The organism is Micromonospora haikouensis, from assembly GCF_900091595.1.
Taxonomy (GTDB): Bacteria; Actinomycetota; Actinomycetes; order Mycobacteriales; family Micromonosporaceae; genus Micromonospora; species Micromonospora haikouensis.
This window is the reverse complement of record NZ_FMCW01000007.1, coordinates 23,490-41,846: the sequence shown is the minus strand read 5'-3', so window position 1 is coordinate 41,846 and position 18,357 is coordinate 23,490. Positions and strand designations below refer to the sequence as shown.

Here is an 18,357-nt window from a genome sequence, read left to right as displayed (position 1 = left end):
ACCCGGGTGCCAAAATCAGTGGTACGCGGAAGCAGGTTTCGCGCCCGGAACTGTCATCCGGATGACAAACGCGAGGGGGCGGCGCGGTGGCGGAGAGCCTCGCCGAGTTGGAGCCCCGCCTCGGCGGGCTGCCCCGGCACGTCGGCGAGCGGCTGCGGGCCGTCCGGGCGGCGCTGCACGAGCGGACCCTCGACGCGGTCCGGGCCACCATGCGCGAGCAGGGCCGGTCGCTGACCGGTAAGCAGGGCCGGGGCCTTGCCCTGGGCGTACGGACGGCCGTGGACGCGTTCGTGGCCGCCGTCGCCGAGCCGACCCTCCCGCTCGCCGACACCCGGCAGGTGTTCCACGCGCTGGGCCGCACCGAATACCAGGAGGGGCACCGCGTCGACGCGCTGCGCTCGGTGCTCACCGTGGGAGCCCGGGCCATCTGGGCGTTCCTCGTCGCGCCCGAACGACCGGACCGGCTGGCCGCCGACGAGCTGTACGTGATCGCCGCCGCCCTGTTCGGCTACACCGACACCCTCGCCGGGGCCGCCGCCGAGGGCTACCTCGACGAGCAGCGCGACGCCGCACACGACTGGATCGTCGTCCGCCGCAGGCTGATCACCCTGCTCGTGCAGCCCGACCCGCCCGCCGACACCGCGCTGCACTCCGCCGCCGAGGCCGCCCGCTGGCCGCTGCCCGCCACCGTCGCCGTGATCAGCGTCGACGGCTCCGACGACGAGCACCTCGCCCGCGCCGTCGGCGGCGGAGCCGTGGCCACGGTCATCGACGACGCGGTGCGGATCGTGCTGCCCGACCCGGACGCCCCGGGCCGGATCGCCGCGCTGCGCCGGGCCCTCACCGGCCGGCGGGCGGCCCTCGGCCCGACCGTGCCGGTGCGGCAGGCCCGCGCGTCGTACCGGCTGTCGCGGCGGGCGCTGCGCCTGCACGCCGCCGGGGCGCTTCCCGCCGACGGCGTCGTGGACTGCGACGCGCACCTGCTCACCCTGCTCACCCACTGGGAGCCAGGGCTGACCGACCGGCTCGTCGCCCGCGCCCTGGCCCCGCTGGCGCCCCTCGGGCCGGCCGCCCGCCGGGCCCTGGCCGAGACGCTCGCCACCTGGCTGGACACCCAGGGCCAGGTGGTGGAGACCGCCCGGCTGCTGCACACGCACCCGCAGACCGTCCGGTACCGGATGCGCCGGCTACGGGAACGCTACGGCGCGGACCTCGACGACCCGGACGCCCGGCTCGCCCTGCACCTGGCGCTGCGCCACCACCTGGTCCGCCGCCCCTGACCGCCCGCCCTGGCTCACCTGTTGCCGGGGCGGCTCGCGGGGCGGGGCGGAGCGGGCTCGCCATGTCGGCGACACGGGGGTGTCCTGCGACGGGGATGCCCCGATGTCGCCGACATGGAGTCGATCATCCGGCTCGTCGCCCGAGCGGCGGGCGGGCCGCCCGGGTCGGAACGGTCAGGCCGGCGGAGCGAGCAGGGCCGCGAGCGCGGCGGCGGTGGCCGGGTACGCCGTGAGCAGCCCTCCGGCCCCGACGGCGACCGCCGAGCCGGGGCCGCCCGGCCCGAGGCCGCCCGAGCCGGTGACGGCTGGGTCGAGGGTCCAGCCGCCCGCGCAGCCGAGCAGCTCCGCCACGGCGTCGCAGGTCGCCGGGTGGCCCGCCAGCAGGTCGACCAGCGGGCCGGGCGCGACAGCCGCCGATCCCGCCGTCACCGGTCCCGGGACAAGCGCCCCGGGGGCGAGCAACCCGCCCGCCGCCGACCCGCCCGCCGGCCGGGGCGCCCACGGGGGCACCCAGGCGTCCAGGACGGGTAGGGCCGCCGGGAACGTGCGGCCGGCCTCGCGGACCAGGGTCGGCACCAGCTCGCCGGCCTGGGCGCGCAGCGTGGTGATCAGCGTCGGCAGCCACGGCAGCAGCACCGGGTCGGGCAGCCGGGCGAACGCCGTGGACATCACCTCCACCACGAACGGCGCCAGCCCGGGCACGGGCTCCAGGGCCTGCACGAACCCGCTGAGGTACTGCGGGAAGGACGGCACCACCAGCGGGTTGGCCAGCAGCTCTGCGCTGCGGGCGCGCAGCTGCGCCAGGGGCAGCAGGCCGAGGTGGTGCTGGGCGGCCCAGTGCAGCGCCACCCGGGCCGGCGCCTCCGGCCGGGACTGCCGCACCGCCAGTTCGAGCTGCGTACGGTCGCAGCCGAGGGACAGCGCGAGGCTCTCCATGCCGAACAGGAAGCCGAGCATCGCGCCCACCTGCCGCACCCCGGTCTCCGCGTCGACGAACGCGGTGGGCAGCAGCGTGCAGTACTGGGCGTACCCGGTGGTGACGAACGCGGCGCACCAGGGCGGCAGGGTCGGCTCGGTGGCCCGGTAGTGGGCCAGCAGCCGGCGGATGCGGCGCAGCACCTCGGGGGCCTCGTCGACGGTGCGCTCGGCCGCGAGCAGCTCCACCGCCCGGGTGCCCAGCTCGTCGACGAGCCGGCGGCCGTCGAGCAGCAGGAGCGCGTCCTCGACGGCTTCGAGGGCGACGGCGGCGGTGGCCCGGGGCCCCCACGCCCGGCGGCGCAGCCGCTGCTCCAGGACCTGCTCGACGGTGACGCCCTCGTAGCCCAGCTCGATCAGCGCGCGCTGGTTGCGGCCGAGGGCGAGGTCCCAGCTCTCCTGGGTCGACCGTTCCCCGAGCCGGCGCTCCCCCATGATCGGGCGGACGGCGTCGCGGGGCAGCAGGTGGCGCAGCCGCCACAGCAGGTCCGAGCAGCCGGCCACGGCCGGGTCGGCGGTCAGGTCCAGCAGGGCCCGCTGGATGGTGCGCTTGTCCAGGTCGAGCCCGAGCGGGGCGAGCCGGTCGAGCACGTCGCGGGCCAGCGGGGGCAGGGCGTCGTACCCGACCTGGCCGATGCGGTCGCCGCCGAGCAGGATCTCGCAGAGCCGGCGCACGTCGCGCCGGCCCGGGACCACGTCCTTCTCGATGCAGGTCACGGCCGCGTCGGCGAAGTCGTACGGGGTGGGTCGGGCCCGGTTGCGCAGCCCGGCGAGCAGGATCGACGTCTCGAACACGGCGATCGCGTCGGCGGTGCTGGCCAGGTAGCCGTTGCGTCGGGCCAGCCGGACGATGTCCACGCACCAGCCGCGCAGCTCCGCCTCGTCGAGCTCGTCGAGGACCGGCGGCCGGGCGAGGAACCCCGACAGTCGATCGGTGACGGGCTCGTCGGCGGCCTCGGCCGGGGTGGCCCTGCGGGCCCGGCCCTTCGCCGCTCTGCCGCCGGCCTGCCCGGCCAGCCGGAACGGGGTCACCCCGGAGCGGGACACCGCCTTGGCCCAGATGGCCGCCGCGATCGAGACCGAGCCGGGCGCCAGCCCGAACTGCGCCTCGATGGCGGAGTGGCTGGACGGGATCAGCCCGTACAGCCAGCGGGTGGCGGTGCGCGGGCTGATCTCGTACGGCGCGGCGTCGGGCCCGGTGCCGAACTGTTCGACGGGGCTCGCGGCGTGGAACGCGCCGCAGACGTAGAGACAGTCGGTCGGGTCGACGCCGGAGGCGGCGAGGTGCTGCCGCATCCGGGTCCACATGTAGCGCTCGCGGTCGGCGTCGCGGTCGAGGCGGTCGGCGTCGGCCGGGCGCAGCCGCCGGAACAGGCTGCCGATGAGGACCATCACCTGCCGGTACGTCTCGTGGTCGGCGGCGACGAGGGGCTGCTCGACGTACTGGTCCCACCACTCCGACCAGTGCCGGACCTTGCCGTGGTGCAGCAGGTAGGACTCCAGCTCGGCGAAGCGGGGCCGCAGGTCGCCGATCTCCACGCCGACGGCGTCGCCGTGCAGCGCGGCCTCCTCCTCGGCCGCCGCCGGGGCGTCGGGGGTGCCCGCCGGCCCCTCGGCCGGGTCGCGGGGCGCCCACTGGAAGACGTGGTCGACCGAGCGGTCCACCAGCACCAACTCCACGCCGGGGGTCTCCAGCGCGTACGCGATGGCCTGGTATTCCGCCGACGCCTCGGTGACCGGGGCGACGACGCTGAGCGGGGCCCACTCGGCGGGGAAGCCGTCGAGCTTCGACGCGAACGCCTGCACGGCCACCGGGAGGCGGCAGTTGCGCAGCTCCCCCAGCAGGGGCTGCAGGTCCTCGCACAGCTCCAGGTAGATCACCTTCGGTCGTTTGGCGCGCAGCCGGCGCGCCATCGCCAGGGCGGAGGCCGGCGAGTGGTGGCAGACCGGGAAGATCTCCAGCCGCTCGCCGAGCGCCCGGTCGACGTCGTCGATCATCCCGGTGAGGATCTCCGCGAGCGCGCCGGGGCTGCCGGCGAAGGCCGCGGCGGCGTCGGTGAGCTGTCCGCGCAGCGCGTCGAACGCGCCGGAGCCGCCGGCGAGCGGGACAGCGACGCCGGCGGGCGGGGTGGGGACCGGCGCGACGACGCCGGGTGGGTGCACCCCGGGAGCCGCGCCGGGCGGGGTGGTCGTCGGGCCGGTCACGACAGGGTGGCGATCGCCTGGCGGCCGCCGTCGAGGAAGCCCTCCCACGGGCCGCCGTCGGCCTTGGCCCGGGGCTCCACCACGCCGTGCAGGTATTTGTTGAGGATCGCCAGGTCCTCCGGGCTGCGCCGGGCCAGCGAGCCGACCAGCGAGCCGGCGAGGGTCTCGGCGCGCAGGGTGCGGTCGCCGAAGAACTGGCTGTGCAGGATGGCGTCCTCCAGCACGCCGATCTGCTCGGCGGTGGACAGCGCCGACTCCAGCTTCTCGTCGTCGCTGGTCGCCGACGCGGCGGCGGCCCGCAGGTCGGCGAAGCTCTGCAGCAGGATGTCCAGCAGGGTGGGCGGGACGTCCAGCTCGATGCGGTGCCGGCGCAGCAGCTCCTCGGTGCGGAACCGGACGATCTCCGCCTCGCTGCGCTTGTTGGTCACCACGGGGATGCGGACGAAGTTGAACCGCCGCTTCAGCGCCGAGGAGAGGTCGTTGACGCCCCGGTCGCGGCTGTTGGCCGTGGCGATGATCGAGAAGCCGGGCCTGGCGAAGACGATGTTGTCGGCGTCCAGCTCGGGAATGGCGACGTACTTCTCGGACAGGATGGAGATCAGGGCGTCCTGCACGTCGCTGGTGGAACGGGTCAGCTCCTCGAAGCGGCCGATGACGCCCTGCTCCATCGCGGTCATGATGGGCGACGGGATCATCGACTCGCGGGACTGCCCCCTGGCGATGACCATGGAGACGTTCCACGAGTATTTGATGTGGTCCTCGGTGGTGCCGGCGGTGCCCTGCACCACGAGGGTGGAGTTGCCGCAGATCGCGGCGGCGAGCAGCTCGGCGAGCCAGCTCTTGCCGGTGCCCGGGTCGCCGATGAGCAGCAGGCCCCGGTCGGAGGCGAGGGTGACGATGGCGCGTTCGACGAAGCTGCGGTCGCCGAACCACTTCTGGGCGACCTCCCGGTCGAGGCCGTCGGCCCGCTCGGAGCCGAGGACGAACAGCCGCACCATCCGGGGGCTGAGCCGCCACGAGAACGGCTTCGGGCCGGTGTCGACCGACTCCAGCCAGGCCAGCTCCTCGGCGAACGTGACCTCGGCGGGGGCGCGCAACATCTCGGACATGTCAGGGGTCTCCTAGAGGAAGTTCTTCAGCTCGAAGACGAGCTTGCGGATGTGGCCGGAGATGACCGGGGTGCCCAGGTCCTTGAAGCGCTGCCGGAACCAGGGGTTGACGATCTGCGTGCCGGAGCTGTTGACCGAGCCGACCGGGATGAACTTCACCCCGGAGCGGTGCACCGCCTCGATGCCGTCGAACAGCGGCTGGGAGCGGTCGAACTCGTAGAAGTCGGAGATCCAGACCAGCACGGTGTTGCGCGGCTCGGTGATCTTCGGTCGGGCCATGGCCATCGCCACCGGGCCGTCGTTGCCGCCGCCGAGCTTGGTGCGCAGCAGCACCTCGAACGGGTCGTGCACCCACGGCGTCAGGTCCAGCGCCCGGGTGTCGTACGCGATGAGGTGCACGTCGACCTTGGGCAGGCCGGCGAAGATGGACGCCAGGATCGTGCAGTTGACCATCGAGTCGACCATCGAGCCGGACTGGTCGACGACCACGATCAGCCGGGCCGGGGTGGTGCGCCGGGCGGTCTGCCGGTAGAAGAGCCGGTCGACGTAGAGGCGCTGGTCCTCCGGGCTCCAGTTGGTGAGGTTCTTCCAGATCGTGCGGTCCAGGTCGAGGTTGCGGAACACCCGCTTCGGCGGCACCGACCGGTCGATCGTGCCGACGCTGGTCTGTTCGACCTGGGTGCGCAGCACCTCGGCGACCTCGTCGACGTACCGGCGGATCAGCGCCTTGGCGTTGGCCAGCGCCACCCCGGACAGGTTCGACTTGTCGCGCAGCAGCTGCTCGATCAGCGACATGCTCGGGGTGAGCTTCGCGGCCAGCTTCGGGTCGGCGAGGACCTCGCGCAGGTGCATCCGGCGCACCAGGTCGCCCTCCAGGCCGGCCAGCACCCCGCCGAGGCCACCGCCGTCGCGCCCGTTGCCGGCCTGCCGGCGCAGGTCGCCGGGCTCGCAGCCGAGCGCCCGCTCGAACCAGCCGGCGTCGGACTGCCACCGGGCGAGCTGGGTGGCGCTGACACTGCCGCCGCCGGTGGCGAACACGTTGAGCAGCAGCTTCGACACCAGCGCGGCCCGCCGCACCTCCGCCCCGCCGGCCGGCGGGGCGGGCCCGTCGCCCGGTGGCACCGCCTCATCCGCGGGCGGGGCGGACCCCGCACCCGCCGCAGGCTCGGGACCAGGCGAGGGCTCGGGCGGGGTGAGCAGGCCGGTCAGCTCGCCAGCCAGGTCGGGGAAGCGCTGCACGACGGTGTCGACGGAGACCGACGGGTCCAGCAGCGCGGCCGGCAGGCCGAGGTCGTCGACGACGGCGACGCTCGCCGCCTCCAGCGCCGGCTGCTCCTCGGGGTCGAAGAGCCGGGCCAGCAGCCGCCAGTAGAGCACCTGCCGGCGGTTGGCGTCGGGGTTCACGGGCGCGCGCGCGGCGTCGTCCGACCCGGGAACGGGCAGGCCCGCAGCAGCGTCGCCGGGCCCGGGAGCGGGCGTGCCCTGCGGGGTGTCGGGGGTCGTGGTCATCGGCGCAGCAGCCGTCCCGCGCGTTCCCGCAGCACGGCGACGGAGTCGCCGGCCTTCGCCTCGGCCTTGGCGACCTTCGCGTCGGTGGGGCCCTGCGCCCAGTCGCCGGTGTGCGCGGCGACGGTGGCCCGCTTGACGGTGCTCTGCACGGCCAGCGGCTGCACGGTCCACCGGCCGGCGTCCCAGCGCAGCAGGCCCAGGCAGGCCGTCGAGGCGGCGACCAGGGCGGGGGTGAGCGGGCCGCAGGTCGGCAGCCGGTCGATGTCGACCGCGATGCTCGCCCCGTCGACGGTGAGCCGGACGTCGTCGCCGGTGGTGTCGACCGCGTAGCCCTCCAGCAGCACCGGCTCGGCGACGGCGACGGGGTGCCGGTCCAGCGGCGGCGTCGGCGCGGCCAGCGCGGCGGGCAGCAGCACCCGGGCGGTGGCGAACGGGTCGGCGGGCTCGCCGGCGCGGGCCTGCCCGTCGCGCCACCACAGGTCGCCGCCGGCCAGCGGCAGGTCGGTCACCTCCAGGGCGCGGCGCTCGGCCAGCGCGGCCAGCAGGACGGGGTGGTCGGCGAGCAGCCGCCACAGCGCCGGGCCGACGATCGTGTCGACCTTCGTCGCGGCGACGGCGGTGCGGACCAGCCGCGCCGGGGCGCCGCCGGACGGTTCGAGGACGCCGTGCACCTGCACCTGGACGGCGGTGGCGTGCTCGTGCACGTCGACGCCGAGCACCAGCAGCCGGCCGGAGACCCGCTCGACGGCGGCCGGGTCGGCCACGCCCGCGGTGTCCTGGGCGAGCAGCACGGCGCGGGCCCACAGGTCGGCCCACCGCCGGGCCGGCACCGCCGGCATGGTGGCCACCGGGCAGGACGCGGCCAGCTCGCCGGCCAGGCCGTCGAGGAGCACGGCGAGGCGGCGCAGCGGCGCGACGGCGAGGGTCGCCTCGACCGGCCGGCCCCCGGCCGCGGCCAGGTCGTGGCCGACCCCGCGCCAGCCGGTGATGGCCAGCTCGGTCAGCCAGGAGCGGGCGGCGGCCAGCGGGGCGGCGGCCCCGTCCGGCAGCGGACCGGCCGCCGGGGCGGGCGGCGCGGCGCGCTCCCGGCCGAGCGCGGCGTCGGCGGCGGCCAGCAGGGCGTCGTGGGCCGCGCCGAGCAGGGCGGCGCGGGCCCCGGCCAGGGCGGCGAGGTGCTCGGCGGCGGGCGCCCCGGCGGTGACCTGCGCGACCGCCTCGGCGACCCGGCCGCCCAGCGGGGTGACCGCCAGGGCGGCGGCGACGTCGCCGAGCGCGGCGAGCTGCGTCTCGCCGGGGCGGGCCAGGCCGGCGACCAGGGCGTCGTCGAGGCCGGCGACCACGTCGAGGGCCGCGTCGACGCCGGCCGGCGCGGCGTCGACCAGCGCGGTGAGCTGGGCCCCGCGCATCAGCGGCCCGCCCCGGTCGCCGGGAACCAGTGCAGCTCGGGCAGCGGCCCGTCGGCCGCCGGCAGCTCCAGGTAGGCCAGGTGGCGCAGGAACCGGCTGAACACGACCGCCGCCGGGGTGGGCTCGTGGTGGCCGTCGATCCCCCAGAGCAGGTCGCCGCCGGTCTGCGCCCCGTCGGGCGCGTCGATGCGCAGGTAGCGGGCGACGCGGGCGACGCCGTACTGCAGGACGGCCTCGTCGAGCAGGGCGTGCAGGTGCTTGCAGGGCGCGCCGCGCAGGCCGCCGCAGGGCCGGTTGTTGTTGGTGGAGCAGTGGAAGGCGTGGCTGCCGGCGGCGATCGAGGAGACGTAGACCCGCTCGATGTCGGAGCCGCTGGACACCACCCCCTGCAACCGGCCGTCCGCCAGCTCGACGAAGGGGACCTTCGCGAGCTTGCGGGGACGCACCGCGGGCAGCACCGGCGCGAGGCTGCGCCGCTCCCACGGTGCGTGCTGCGTCTGGGGCACTGCGACCTCCGTAACCGGTGCGCCCGCGGGCGCGCCGACTGGGGCGCCGGCCGTGGGCCGGCGCGCGACGACAGGGGAATGGCGGAGCACGGTGGCCCGCCGGAACCGGGCCCCGCAGCGCCCGTCCTGGGAAAGATCATGCCCCCGGGGTACGACAGGTTCGCCGCCGGGCCGGACGGGCGGCGGCGATGCGCGCGCCGGGGGTGCGACACGTCCCGGCTGGTGGCAGGCTGGCCCGGGCGGCCGGGCGCACGCAGGTACGGTTACGGCCGCGCAACGGTTGTGAGCAGGTGCGGGAGGAGAGCCGGAATGGCCGAGGAGATCACCACCACCGACGAGTGGCGGGCGCTGGCGGCGCACGCGGAGAAGCTGCGGAACGCGCACCTGCGCGACCTGTTCGCCGCCGACCCGGACCGCGGTGAGCGGTTGGCCGGCGAGCTGGCGGACCTGCACGTCGACTACAGCAAGAACCTGGTGACCGACGAGACGTTGACCCTGCTCGCCGCCCTGGCGCGGCGGGCAAGGCTGACCGACCGGATCGCGGCCATGTTCGCCGGGGAGCACATCAACACCACGGAGGACCGGGCGGTGCTGCACACCGCGCTGCGCGCTCCGGCGGGCGCGGCGCTGACCGTGGACGGCCGCGACGTGGTGGCCGACGTGCACGCGGTGCTGGACCGGATGGCGGCGTTCGCCGACCGGGTCCGCTCCGGCGAGTGGGTCGGGCACACCGGTGAGCGGATCCGCACGGTGGTCAACATCGGCATCGGCGGCTCCGACCTCGGGCCGGTGATGGCGTACGAGGCGCTGAAGGCGTACCGGGACGCGGGGATCACCTGCCGGTTCGTCTCCAACATCGACCCCACCGACATCGCCGAGGCGACGGCCGACCTGGACCCGGCGAGCACCCTGTTCGTGGTGGTGTCGAAGACGTTCTCCACCCAGGAGACCCTGGCCAACGCGCGGCAGGCCCGCGACTGGCTGCTCGCCGGCCTGGGCGGCGACGCCTCGGCGGTGGCCCGGCACTTCGTCGCGGTCAGCACCAACGAGCAGCGGGTCCGCGACTTCGGCATCGACCCGGCGAACATGTTCGGCTTCTGGGACTGGGTGGGCGGACGCTACTCGCTGCCCTCGGCCGTCGGGCTGTCGGTGATGCTGGCGGTGGGGCCGGCGCGGTTCCGGGAGCTGCTGGCCGGCTACCACGCCGTCGACGAGCACTTCCGCACCACGCCGGTGGAGCGCAACGTGCCGGCGCTGCTCGGGCTGCTCAACGTGTGGTACACCAACTTCCTGGGCGCGCAGACCCACGCGGTGCTGCCGTACTCGCAGTACCTGCACCGGTTCCCCGCGTACCTGCAGCAGCTGACGATGGAGAGCAACGGCAAGTCGGTGACGCTGGACGGCACGCGCGTGTCGTACGACACCGGGGAGATCTTCTGGGGCGAGCCCGGCACCAACGGTCAGCACGCCTTCTACCAGCTCATCCACCAGGGGACCCGGCTGGTGCCGGCGGACTTCATCGGGTTCAGCCGGCCCCGGCACGACCTGGATGACATGCACGACCTGTTCATGTCGAACTTCTTCGCGCAGACCGCCGCGCTGGCGTTCGGGCGCACCCGGGAGCAGGTGGAGGACGAGGGCACCCCGGCGGAACTGGCGGAGCACAAGGTGATGCCGGGCAACCACCCGACCACCTCGATCGTCGCCGCCGAGCTGACCCCGGCGGTGCTCGGCCAGCTCATCGCGCTCTACGAGCACATCGTGTTCACCGAGGGCGCGATCTGGGACATCAACCCGTTCGACCAGTGGGGGGTGGAGCTGGGCAAGGTGATGGCCAACCAGCTCGCGCCGCTGCTCACCGGCGACGACGCCGACCTGTCCGGGTTGGACTCGTCGACCCGTGCCCTGATCGCCCGCTACCGGGCGCAGCGGCACGCCACCGACTGACCGGCCCGCGGTCCCGGAACCGGCCGACGCCCCCGCGGCGTCGGCCGGTTCTTTCTTTCGAGGCGGCACGGGTCGCCGGTGACTTTTGTCATCGCGGGCCGTGCGGCCCGCATCCACGGTCATGACTAACTGCACTGGGGGCGGACGGGTCCGGTCCACGAGACTCATATCCGTCGCCGGGCAACGGAACCGGCCGAGATCGCGGAGGGGGTCACGGTGGACGAGCGCTACGACAACTACTGCGCCGCGGACCGGCTCTTCTACGACTCGCTGGGCAGCGCGGTCGCGCAGCCGGCGTTCGCCGCCGCCGAGCGGGACCTGCCGGCCGGCTGGCGTCGAGAGCCGCTCGACGACTGGCTGATCCACGCGCCGGAGGGCGGCTCGCTGCCCCAGCAGGGCTGGAAGATCCACGTGTCGGCGACCCTCGACAACGCCGAGCGGGTCCTCGACGCGGTGTGGGACTACTGCGTGCCGCGCGGGCTGTCGTTCAAGTTCCTGCGCGGGCCGCGCACCCTGCTGCTGCGCAACTCGAAGTACGCGTCGCGGTCGGCCAGCGGCAAGTTCGTCACCATCTACCCGCACGACACCGCCGAGCTGGAGCTGGCCTGCAAGGAGCTCGACGCGCTGCTCGCCGGCGAGGCCGGGCCGTACATCCTCAGCGACCTGCGCTACGGCGCCGGGCCGGTGCACGTGCGCTACGGCGGATTCGCCCGCCGCTACTGCCTCTCCCCGGACGGCCAGGTCGTCCCCGCGATCGCCGACGCCGCCGGCACGCTGGTGCCCGACCGCCGCGACCCGGTGTTCCACCTGCCGGAGTGGGTGACTCTGCCGGACTTCCTGGCCCCGCACCTGGCCGCCCGCAACGCCACCAGCACCACCGAGGTGCCGTACAAGATCGAGAAGGTCATCCACTTCTCCAACGGCGGCGGCCTGTACGTGGGCCGGGACCTGCGCACCGACGTCCAGGTGGTGCTCAAGGAGGCCCGCCCGCACGCCGGCCTCGACGCCGACGGCGTCGACGCGGTGGCCCGGCTGGCCCGGGAGGCCGCCGCGCTGCGCCGGCTCGCCGACCTGCCCCAGGTGCCCGCCGTGCACGACGAGTTCGCCATCGGCGACCACCGGTTCCTGGCCCTGGAGTTCGTCGAGGGCCGGTCGCTAAACAAGGTGGTCGTCGAGAAGTACCCGCTGATCGACGCCGACGCCACCGACGCCGACCGGGCCGAGTACGCCCGCTGGGCGCGCGACGTCCTGGCGCAGGTCGAGGCGATCGTCGCCGCGATCCACGAGCGCGGCCTCGTCTACGGCGACCTGCACCTGTTCAACATCATGGTCCGCCCCGACGACCGGGTGGCCCTGGTCGACTTCGAGGTGGCCGCCCCGATCGAGGGGCACCGCCGCCCGGGCCTGCGCAACCAGGGGTTCGCCGCGCCGAACGACCGGACCGGCACCGCCGTCGACCGGTACGCGCTGGCCTGCCTGCGCCTGGCGCTGTTCCTCCCGCTGACCCAGCTCGTCCGGCTCGCCCCGGACAAGGCCGCCCAGCTCGCCGACGTCGTCGCCGAGAGCTTCCCGGTGCCCCGCGCGTGGCTGGCCGAGGCGGTCGCCGAGATCACCGGCGCCGGCCGACGCGAGAACGCTGGCGGCGACGGGGACACCGTGACCAGTCGCGCACAGGCGGGCGGCGACGACGCCTTCGACGCGACCGGCGACTGGCCCGGCACGCGCCGACGGATCACCACCGCGATCCTCGCCAGCGCCACACCGCACCGCGACGACCGGCTCTTCCCCGGCGACATCGAGCAGTTCCGCAGCGGCGGGCTCAACCTGGCCCACGGCGCGGCCGGGGTGCTGCACGCCCTCGCCGTCAGCGGCGCGGGCCGGTTCCCCGAGCACGAACAGTGGCTCGCGCGGCGGGCCACCGCCCCCGCGTCGGGCACCCGGATCGGCTTCTACGACGGCCTGCACGGGGTGGCGTACGCGCTGGAACACCTGGGCCGCCGCACCGACGCCCTCGACGTCCTCGACGTCTGCCTGCGCCAGCCGTGGACCGAGCTGGACCTGAGCCTGGCCAACGGCTTGTCCGGCATCGCCCTGAACCTCGCCGAGCTGGCCGGGCGCACCGGGGAGACCGCGCTGCGCGACGCCGCCGACGAGATCACCGCCGCCGTGCTCGACCGGCTCGCCGACGACCCCGGCCCGGACATCAGCGGCGGCCGGCACCCGTACGCGGGGCTGCTGCGCGGGCGCACCGGGGCGGCGCTGCTGCTGGTGCGGATGCACGAGCTGACCGGCGACCCGGCGCTGCTGGAGCACGCCGCCACCGCGCTGCGGCAGGACCTGCGCCGGTGCGTGGTCCGGCCGAACGGGGCGCTGGAGGTCAACGAGGGCTGGCGCACCATGCCGTACCTCGGGCAGGGCGGCGTCGGCATCGGCCTGGTCCTCGACCAGTACCTGCGCCACCGCGCCGACGAGCGCTTCGCCGAGGCCAGCGCCGGGGCACGCCGGGCCGCCCGGTCCCCGTTCTACGCCCAGTCCGGCCTCTTCGCCGGGCGGGCCGGGATCATCGCGTACCTGGCCACGCTCGGCGAACCAGACAGCCGCCGGGAGCTGGACACGCAGCTGCGCCGGCTCGGCTGGCACGCCCTGCCGTACGGCGGCGGGACCGCCTTCCCCGGCGAGCAGCTGCTGCGCCTCTCCATGGACCTGGGCACCGGCGCCGCCGGGGTGCTGCTCGCGCTGGCCTGCGCGCGGCACGACGAGCCGGCGACCCTGCCCTTCCTCGCGCCGCTGGCCGGCGCGCCCGAACTCCCCCGCAGCCCCGGGGGCGACCACGACCCGCCAACCGACGGGAGGAGGTGATTCGACATGGCACTCCTGGACCTCCAGGGCCTCGAGCTGGCCCCGGCCGACCGCACCAGCGGCGACTCCAGGGCGAGCCTGCTGCTCTGCGGCGACAGCGGTCTCTCCGTCACCACCTGCAACTGACCCCCATCCACCGCACCACCTTCGAAAGGACTGATCGACATGGCGCTCCTCGACCTGCAGGGCCTCGAGATGGCCCCGGCCGACCGCACCGGCGGCGGCTCCAGCGCGAGCCTGCTGCTCTGCGGCGACAGCGGTCTCTCCGTCACCACCTGCAACTGACCCAGACCGTTCCGCGGCGCCCCGGGTGGACAGACGTGTCCACCCGGGGCCGCCCGCCGTTCCACGGGGAGGCGCCGATGCGCAGGGACGACGGGCCGTTCCGCCAGGCCGCCCGCGACGCCGGGGCGTGGGCCTGGGCGCTGGGCGCGGTCACCCTGACCGGCACCGTCGCCGAGCTGCTGCTGCCGGCGGCGCTCGGCCTCGCCGTCGACGCCGCCCTGACCGGCGGCAGCCGCTGGTGGCCGGTGGCCGTCTGCGCCCTGGTCGCCGTGCTCGTCACCACCGACACCCTCGGTGACCTGGCCGCCGGCTACGGCGCCGCCCGTGCCACCGCCCGGCTGCGCGGCCGGCTGCTGCGGCACCTGTTCGCCCTCGACGTGCGCGCCGCCCGCCGGTATCCGGTCGGCGACCTGGTGGGCCGGCTGGTCGGGCAGGCCGCCGACGCCGGCCAGGCCGGCAACACCGTCGTGCTGGGCGCGATCGCGCTGCTGCCCCCGCTGGGCAGCGTCGTCGCGCTCACCCTGATCGAGCCGGCGCTGGGGGTGACCCTGCTCGCCGGCCTCCTGCTGCTCGCCGGCCTGATGCGCGCGTTCGTCACCGACGCGTCGGCGGCCACCGCCGGCTACCAGAAGGCCCTGAACCGGATCGCCGGCCGGCTGCTGGAGTCCCTCGCGGGCGCGCGGACCATCGCCGCCGCCGGGACCCGGCGGCGGGAGCAGGCCCGGGTGCTCGCGGCCCTGCCGGAGCTGGGCGGGCACGGCCGGCGCGGCTGGGAGCTGCTGGCCCGGGCCAGCGCCCGCACGGCCGCCGTGGCGCCGCTGCTGCAACTGGCCGTGGTCGCCGTCGGCGGGTACGCCCTGACCGTCGGCTGGCTCACCCCCGGTCAGCTCGTCTCGGCGGTCCGTTACGCGGCGACCGGGGCGGGGCTGGGCGCGGTGCTGGCCACCCTGAACCGGCTCGTGCGCAGCCGCTCCGGGGCCGCCCGGGTCGGCGAGCTGCTGGCCCTGCCGGCACCGGCCGACGGCGACGCCCCGCTGCCGCCGGGCGCGGGGGCGCTGCGGCTGCACGGCGTGACCGTGCGCGGCGACGACGGCCGGCCCGTCCTCGACGGCGTCGACCTGAGCGTCCCGGCCGGCGCGACGGTGGCGGTGGTCGGCCCCTCCGGCGCCGGCAAGTCCACCCTCGCCGCCGTCGCCGGCCGGCTGCACGACCCCGACGCCGGTCAGGTGCGGCTCGACGGGGTGCCGCTGCCCCGGCTCGACCCGGCCGAGCTGCGCCGCGCCGTCGGGTACGCCTTCGACCGGCCCGCCCTGGTCGGCGCGACCGTGCACGACGCGGTCGGTCTGGCGCTGCCCCCGCAGCAGGCCGCGCCCCCGGCCGACGGCTCCCCCGCGACGGTCGCCGTGCGGCGGGCCGCCGAGGCGGCGGCCGTGGACGACGTCGTCGCCCGGCTGCCGCAGGGCTTCCGCACCCCGCTGGCCGACGCGCCGTTCTCCGGCGGCGAGGCGCAGCGCCTCGGGCTGGCCCGGGCGTTCGCCGGGGCGCGGCGGCTGCTGATCCTCGACGACGCCACGTCCAGCCTGGACACCGTCACCGAGCACCGGATCTCCCGGGCGGTGACGGGGCGGCCGGGCGGGCGTACCCGCATCGTGGTCACCCACCGGGCCGCCACGGCGGCGGCGGCCGACCTGGTGGTGTGGCTCGACGGCGGCCGGCTGCGCGCCGTCGCCCCGCACGCCCGGCTCTGGGCGGACCCGGCGTACCGGGCGGTCTTCCGCGCGGACGGGGAGGCCGGGTGAGCGCGCGGGACACCTCCGACGCGGGCACGCCCGGGGTTCGGCGGGCGACGTGGGCGGCGCTGCGCGCCCGGCGCGCGGCCGTGGTGCGGCTGGCCGGCTGGTCGGCCGTGGAGGCGCTGCCGGCGCTGCTGTCGGGGGCCCTGGTGGCGCGGGCCGTCGACGGGGGCTTCCTGGCCGGTCGGCTCGGCGCGGGGCTCGGCTGGCTGGCGGCGCTGGGCGCGGCGGTGCTCGTGGGGGCGGTGGCGACCGGCCGGACGTACCGCAGCCTCGGCGTGGTGGTCGAACCGTTCCGCGACGACCTGGCCGCCCGGGTGGTCCGGGCCGCCCTGCACGACGCGACCCGGCCCGGCGGACGCCCCGACAGCGCCGCCGCGGCCCGGCTCACCCACCAGGTGGAGCTGGTCCGCGACACCTTCGCCGGCCTGCTCATGGTGACCCGGGGGTTCCTGTTCGCCGCCGGCGCGGCCCTGATCGGGCTGCTCGCCCTCGACCCGGTGGTCGCGGCGCTGGTGGCCGCGCCCCTCGTCGCGGGGGTGGTCGTGTTCCTCACCGCGCTCCCGGCGATGGCGGGGCAGCAGCGCCGGTACGTGCGCGCCGGGGAGGAGCTGGGCCGGGCCGCCTCCGCCGCGCTGGCCGGGCACCGGGACGTGCGGGCCTGTGGCGCGGCCGGGCGGGTCGTCGCCGACGTGGGCGCGCGGGTGGCCGACCAGGCCGCCGCCGAGCGGACGCTGGCCCGGATGGCCGCCGTGCGCAGCCTCAGCCTCGGCCTCGGCGGCTGGCTGCCGCTGGCGGTGCTGCTGCTCGCCGCGCCCTGGCTCGTCGACCGGGGCCTCACCGCCGGGGCGGTGCTCGGGGCCCTGGTGTACGTCTCCACCGGCCTCCAGCCCGCCCTGCACGCGCTGGTGCAGGGCGTCGGGGGTGGCGGCCTGCGCTACGTGGTCACCCTCGACCGCATCCTGCGGACCTGCCCCGACGAGGCGGGCGAGCCGCCCGTGGGGCGGCCCGACGCCGCGCCCGTCCCGCCCGGCGACGGGACGCCCGCCGTCTGCGCCCGGGGGCTGACCTTTCGGTACGGCGTCGCGGCGCGGCCGGTGCTCGACGACGCAGGCGTGACGCTGGCCGCCGGGGAGCACCTCGCCGTGGTGGGGCCCAGCGGGGCGGGCAAGTCCACCCTGGCCGCGCTGCTGTCCGGGCTGCTCGCGCCGCAGGCCGGCACCGTCCGCCTCGGCGGGGTCCCGGTCGCCGACGCCCCGCCGGAGGCACAGGCCCGGCTGCGGGTGCTGGTGCCCCAGGAGGCGTACGTCTTCACGGGATCACTCGCCGACAACCTGCGCTACCTGCGGCCCGACGCCGACGACGCCACGGTCGCGGCGGCCCTGGACGCCCTCGGCGCGGGCCCGCTCGCCGCCCGGCTCGGCGGGCTGGCCGGGGAGGTGACGCCGGCGGCGCTCTCGGCCGGCGAACGGCAGCTGATCGCCGCGGTGCGGGCGTACCTCTCCCCCGCCCCGCTGGTGCTCCTCGACGAGGCGACCTGCCACCTGGACCCGCCGACCGAGGCGCGGGTCGAGGAGGCCTTCGCCCGGCGACCCGGCACGCTGGTGGTGATCGCCCACCGGATCAGCTCGGCCGTCCGGGCCCGCCGGGTGCTGGTGCTCGACGGGGCGCGGCCGGTGCTCGGCACCCACGAGGAGCTGCTGGCCCGGTCGGCGACGTACCGGGAACTCGTCGGCCACTGGGACGACCGGCCGGCCGCCGCCGCCCGGAGCTGACCGCCCCGGGCCGCCGGCGGCCGGCCGGCGGCGCGCCTCAGATCCAGCCGGACTCGCGGGCGAACCGGACCGCCTCGATCCGGGTGCGGGCCCCGGTCTTGCGGGCGATCCGCCCGAGGTGGTTGCGGACGGTGCCGCAGGACAGCCGCAGCGACCCCGCCACCTCGGAGACCGGTGCGCCGGCGGCGGTCAGCCGCAGCACCTCGGTCTCCCGGGCGGTCAGCGGGCAGTCGGCGGCGAGCGCCGCCATGACGAGCTCGGCGTCGACCACCGACTCCCGGCGGGCGAGGCGACGGACCCCGTCGACCACCCGCTGCGGCGCCACGTCGCTGGCGAGGATGCCGACGGTGCGCCCCGGGGCGAACACCCCGTGCAGCCCTCGGGCGCGGCGCGGGTCGGCGAGCACCAGCAGCGGACACGGCTGCGCCGTCGCCGGGTCCACCATCGCCCGGCCCTCGTTGATCAGATCGAAATCCACCACGGCGACGTCCGGCCGGCCGGCGCGGACGGCCTGGTCGACCGCGTCGCCGCGGCCCACCTCCCCCACCACGTGGATGTCCTCCTCGGCTGCGAGGACGAGCGACAACGCGCCCCGGACCAGGGCACCGTCCAGGGCGAGCAGGGTACGGATCACGTTGGACCTCTCCCAGGCGTCTCGGCGCATCACAGATCGTGAACATTCAAACACGAATCACCATGCATCGCTCG

At 76.2% G+C, this 18,357-nt stretch carries 13 protein-coding genes; 7 read left to right on the top strand and 6 right to left on the bottom strand.

Features of this window, described 5'->3' with window-relative positions; all coding sequences use genetic code 11:
- The first annotated feature begins 86 nt into the window (after positions 1 to 86).
- Positions 87 to 1,280, top strand: coding sequence for a PucR family transcriptional regulator (locus GA0070558_RS08865; protein ID WP_091277582.1), 1,194 nt, complete (start codon positions 87 to 89; stop codon positions 1,278 to 1,280).
- Between the two features lie 174 nt (positions 1,281 to 1,454).
- Here the strand turns inward: GA0070558_RS08865 and GA0070558_RS08860 are convergent, their stop codons facing one another.
- Genes GA0070558_RS08860 through GA0070558_RS08840 form a run of 5 tightly spaced genes read right to left on the bottom strand, consistent with a single transcriptional unit; the run spans position 1,455 to position 8,990 of the window.
- Positions 1,455 to 4,418 (bottom strand): DUF5682 family protein, encoded by a 2,964-nt coding sequence (locus tag GA0070558_RS08860; RefSeq protein ID WP_439709583.1) that lies wholly within the window; start codon positions 4,416 to 4,418, stop codon positions 1,455 to 1,457.
- 38 nt (positions 4,419 to 4,456) lie between these two features.
- A complete protein-coding gene (locus GA0070558_RS08855; RefSeq protein ID WP_091277580.1) occupies positions 4,457 to 5,569 on the bottom strand; it encodes an ATP-binding protein in 1,113 nt (370 codons plus the stop codon).
- 12 nt (positions 5,570 to 5,581) lie between these two features.
- Positions 5,582 to 7,078, bottom strand: a complete 1,497-nt coding sequence (locus GA0070558_RS08850) for a VWA domain-containing protein (protein WP_091277578.1) — start codon at positions 7,076 to 7,078, stop codon at positions 5,582 to 5,584.
- The gene (locus GA0070558_RS08845) at positions 7,075 to 8,484 is read right to left on the bottom strand and encodes a hypothetical protein (protein ID WP_091277576.1); all 1,410 of its coding nucleotides are present in this window, start codon (positions 8,482 to 8,484) and stop codon (positions 7,075 to 7,077) included. Before GA0070558_RS08845 ends, GA0070558_RS08850 begins: the two co-directional genes overlap by 4 nt.
- A complete protein-coding gene (locus tag GA0070558_RS08840) occupies positions 8,484 to 8,990 on the bottom strand; it encodes a hypothetical protein (protein WP_439709580.1) in 507 nt (168 codons plus the stop codon). The genes GA0070558_RS08845 and GA0070558_RS08840 overlap by 1 nt, the downstream gene beginning before the upstream one ends.
- 309 nt (positions 8,991 to 9,299) lie before the next feature.
- On the opposite strand from GA0070558_RS08840, the gene pgi reads away from it, so the two are divergent.
- From pgi to GA0070558_RS08810, 6 genes are all read left to right on the top strand, one after another.
- Positions 9,300 to 10,937, top strand: coding sequence for a glucose-6-phosphate isomerase (pgi, locus tag GA0070558_RS08835; RefSeq protein ID WP_091277574.1), 1,638 nt, complete (start codon positions 9,300 to 9,302; stop codon positions 10,935 to 10,937).
- 216 nt (positions 10,938 to 11,153) lie between these two features.
- Positions 11,154 to 13,796 (top strand): class III lanthionine synthetase LanKC, encoded by a 2,643-nt coding sequence (lanKC, locus tag GA0070558_RS08830; protein ID WP_091277573.1) that lies wholly within the window; start codon positions 11,154 to 11,156, stop codon positions 13,794 to 13,796.
- Positions 13,797 to 13,802: 6 nt separating this feature from the next.
- The gene (locus tag GA0070558_RS08825; RefSeq protein ID WP_074476205.1) at positions 13,803 to 13,922 is read left to right on the top strand and encodes a SapB/AmfS family lanthipeptide; all 120 of its coding nucleotides are present in this window, start codon (positions 13,803 to 13,805) and stop codon (positions 13,920 to 13,922) included.
- 39 nt (positions 13,923 to 13,961) lie between these two features.
- Positions 13,962 to 14,081, top strand: a complete 120-nt coding sequence (locus GA0070558_RS08820) for a SapB/AmfS family lanthipeptide (RefSeq protein ID WP_043963346.1) — start codon at positions 13,962 to 13,964, stop codon at positions 14,079 to 14,081.
- A gap of 77 nt (positions 14,082 to 14,158) precedes the next feature.
- A complete protein-coding gene (locus tag GA0070558_RS08815) occupies positions 14,159 to 15,880 on the top strand; it encodes an ATP-binding cassette domain-containing protein (RefSeq protein WP_091277809.1) in 1,722 nt (573 codons plus the stop codon).
- Entirely contained in the window at positions 15,877 to 17,649 is a 1,773-nt protein-coding gene (locus GA0070558_RS08810) for an ATP-binding cassette domain-containing protein (RefSeq protein WP_091277571.1), read from the top strand. The genes GA0070558_RS08815 and GA0070558_RS08810 overlap by 4 nt, the downstream gene beginning before the upstream one ends.
- 37 nt (positions 17,650 to 17,686) lie before the next feature.
- On the opposite strand, the gene GA0070558_RS08805 is transcribed toward GA0070558_RS08810, so the two are convergent.
- Complete coding sequence (locus GA0070558_RS08805; RefSeq protein ID WP_091277807.1) at positions 17,687 to 18,283, bottom strand: response regulator transcription factor; 597 nt, start codon at positions 18,281 to 18,283, stop codon at positions 17,687 to 17,689.
- Positions 18,284 to 18,357: the final 74 nt, after the last annotated feature.

Bases quoted from the DNA above. Each gene is read 5' to 3' on its own strand.
- GA0070558_RS08855 (WP_091277580.1), bottom strand. From the start codon at position 5,569: ATGTCCGAGATGTTGCGCGCCCCCGCCGAGGTCACGTTCGCCGAGGAG.
- GA0070558_RS08850 (WP_091277578.1), bottom strand. From the start codon at position 7,078: ATGACCACGACCCCCGACACCCCGCAGGGCACGCCCGCTCCCGGGCCC.
- GA0070558_RS08845 (WP_091277576.1), bottom strand. From the start codon at position 8,484: ATGCGCGGGGCCCAGCTCACCGCGCTGGTCGACGCCGCGCCGGCCGGC.
- pgi (WP_091277574.1), top strand. From the start codon at position 9,300: ATGGCCGAGGAGATCACCACCACCGACGAGTGGCGGGCGCTGGCGGCG.
- GA0070558_RS08825 (WP_074476205.1), top strand. From the start codon at position 13,803: ATGGCACTCCTGGACCTCCAGGGCCTCGAGCTGGCCCCGGCCGACCGC.
- GA0070558_RS08820 (WP_043963346.1), top strand. From the start codon at position 13,962: ATGGCGCTCCTCGACCTGCAGGGCCTCGAGATGGCCCCGGCCGACCGC.
- GA0070558_RS08815 (WP_091277809.1), top strand. From the start codon at position 14,159: ATGCGCAGGGACGACGGGCCGTTCCGCCAGGCCGCCCGCGACGCCGGG.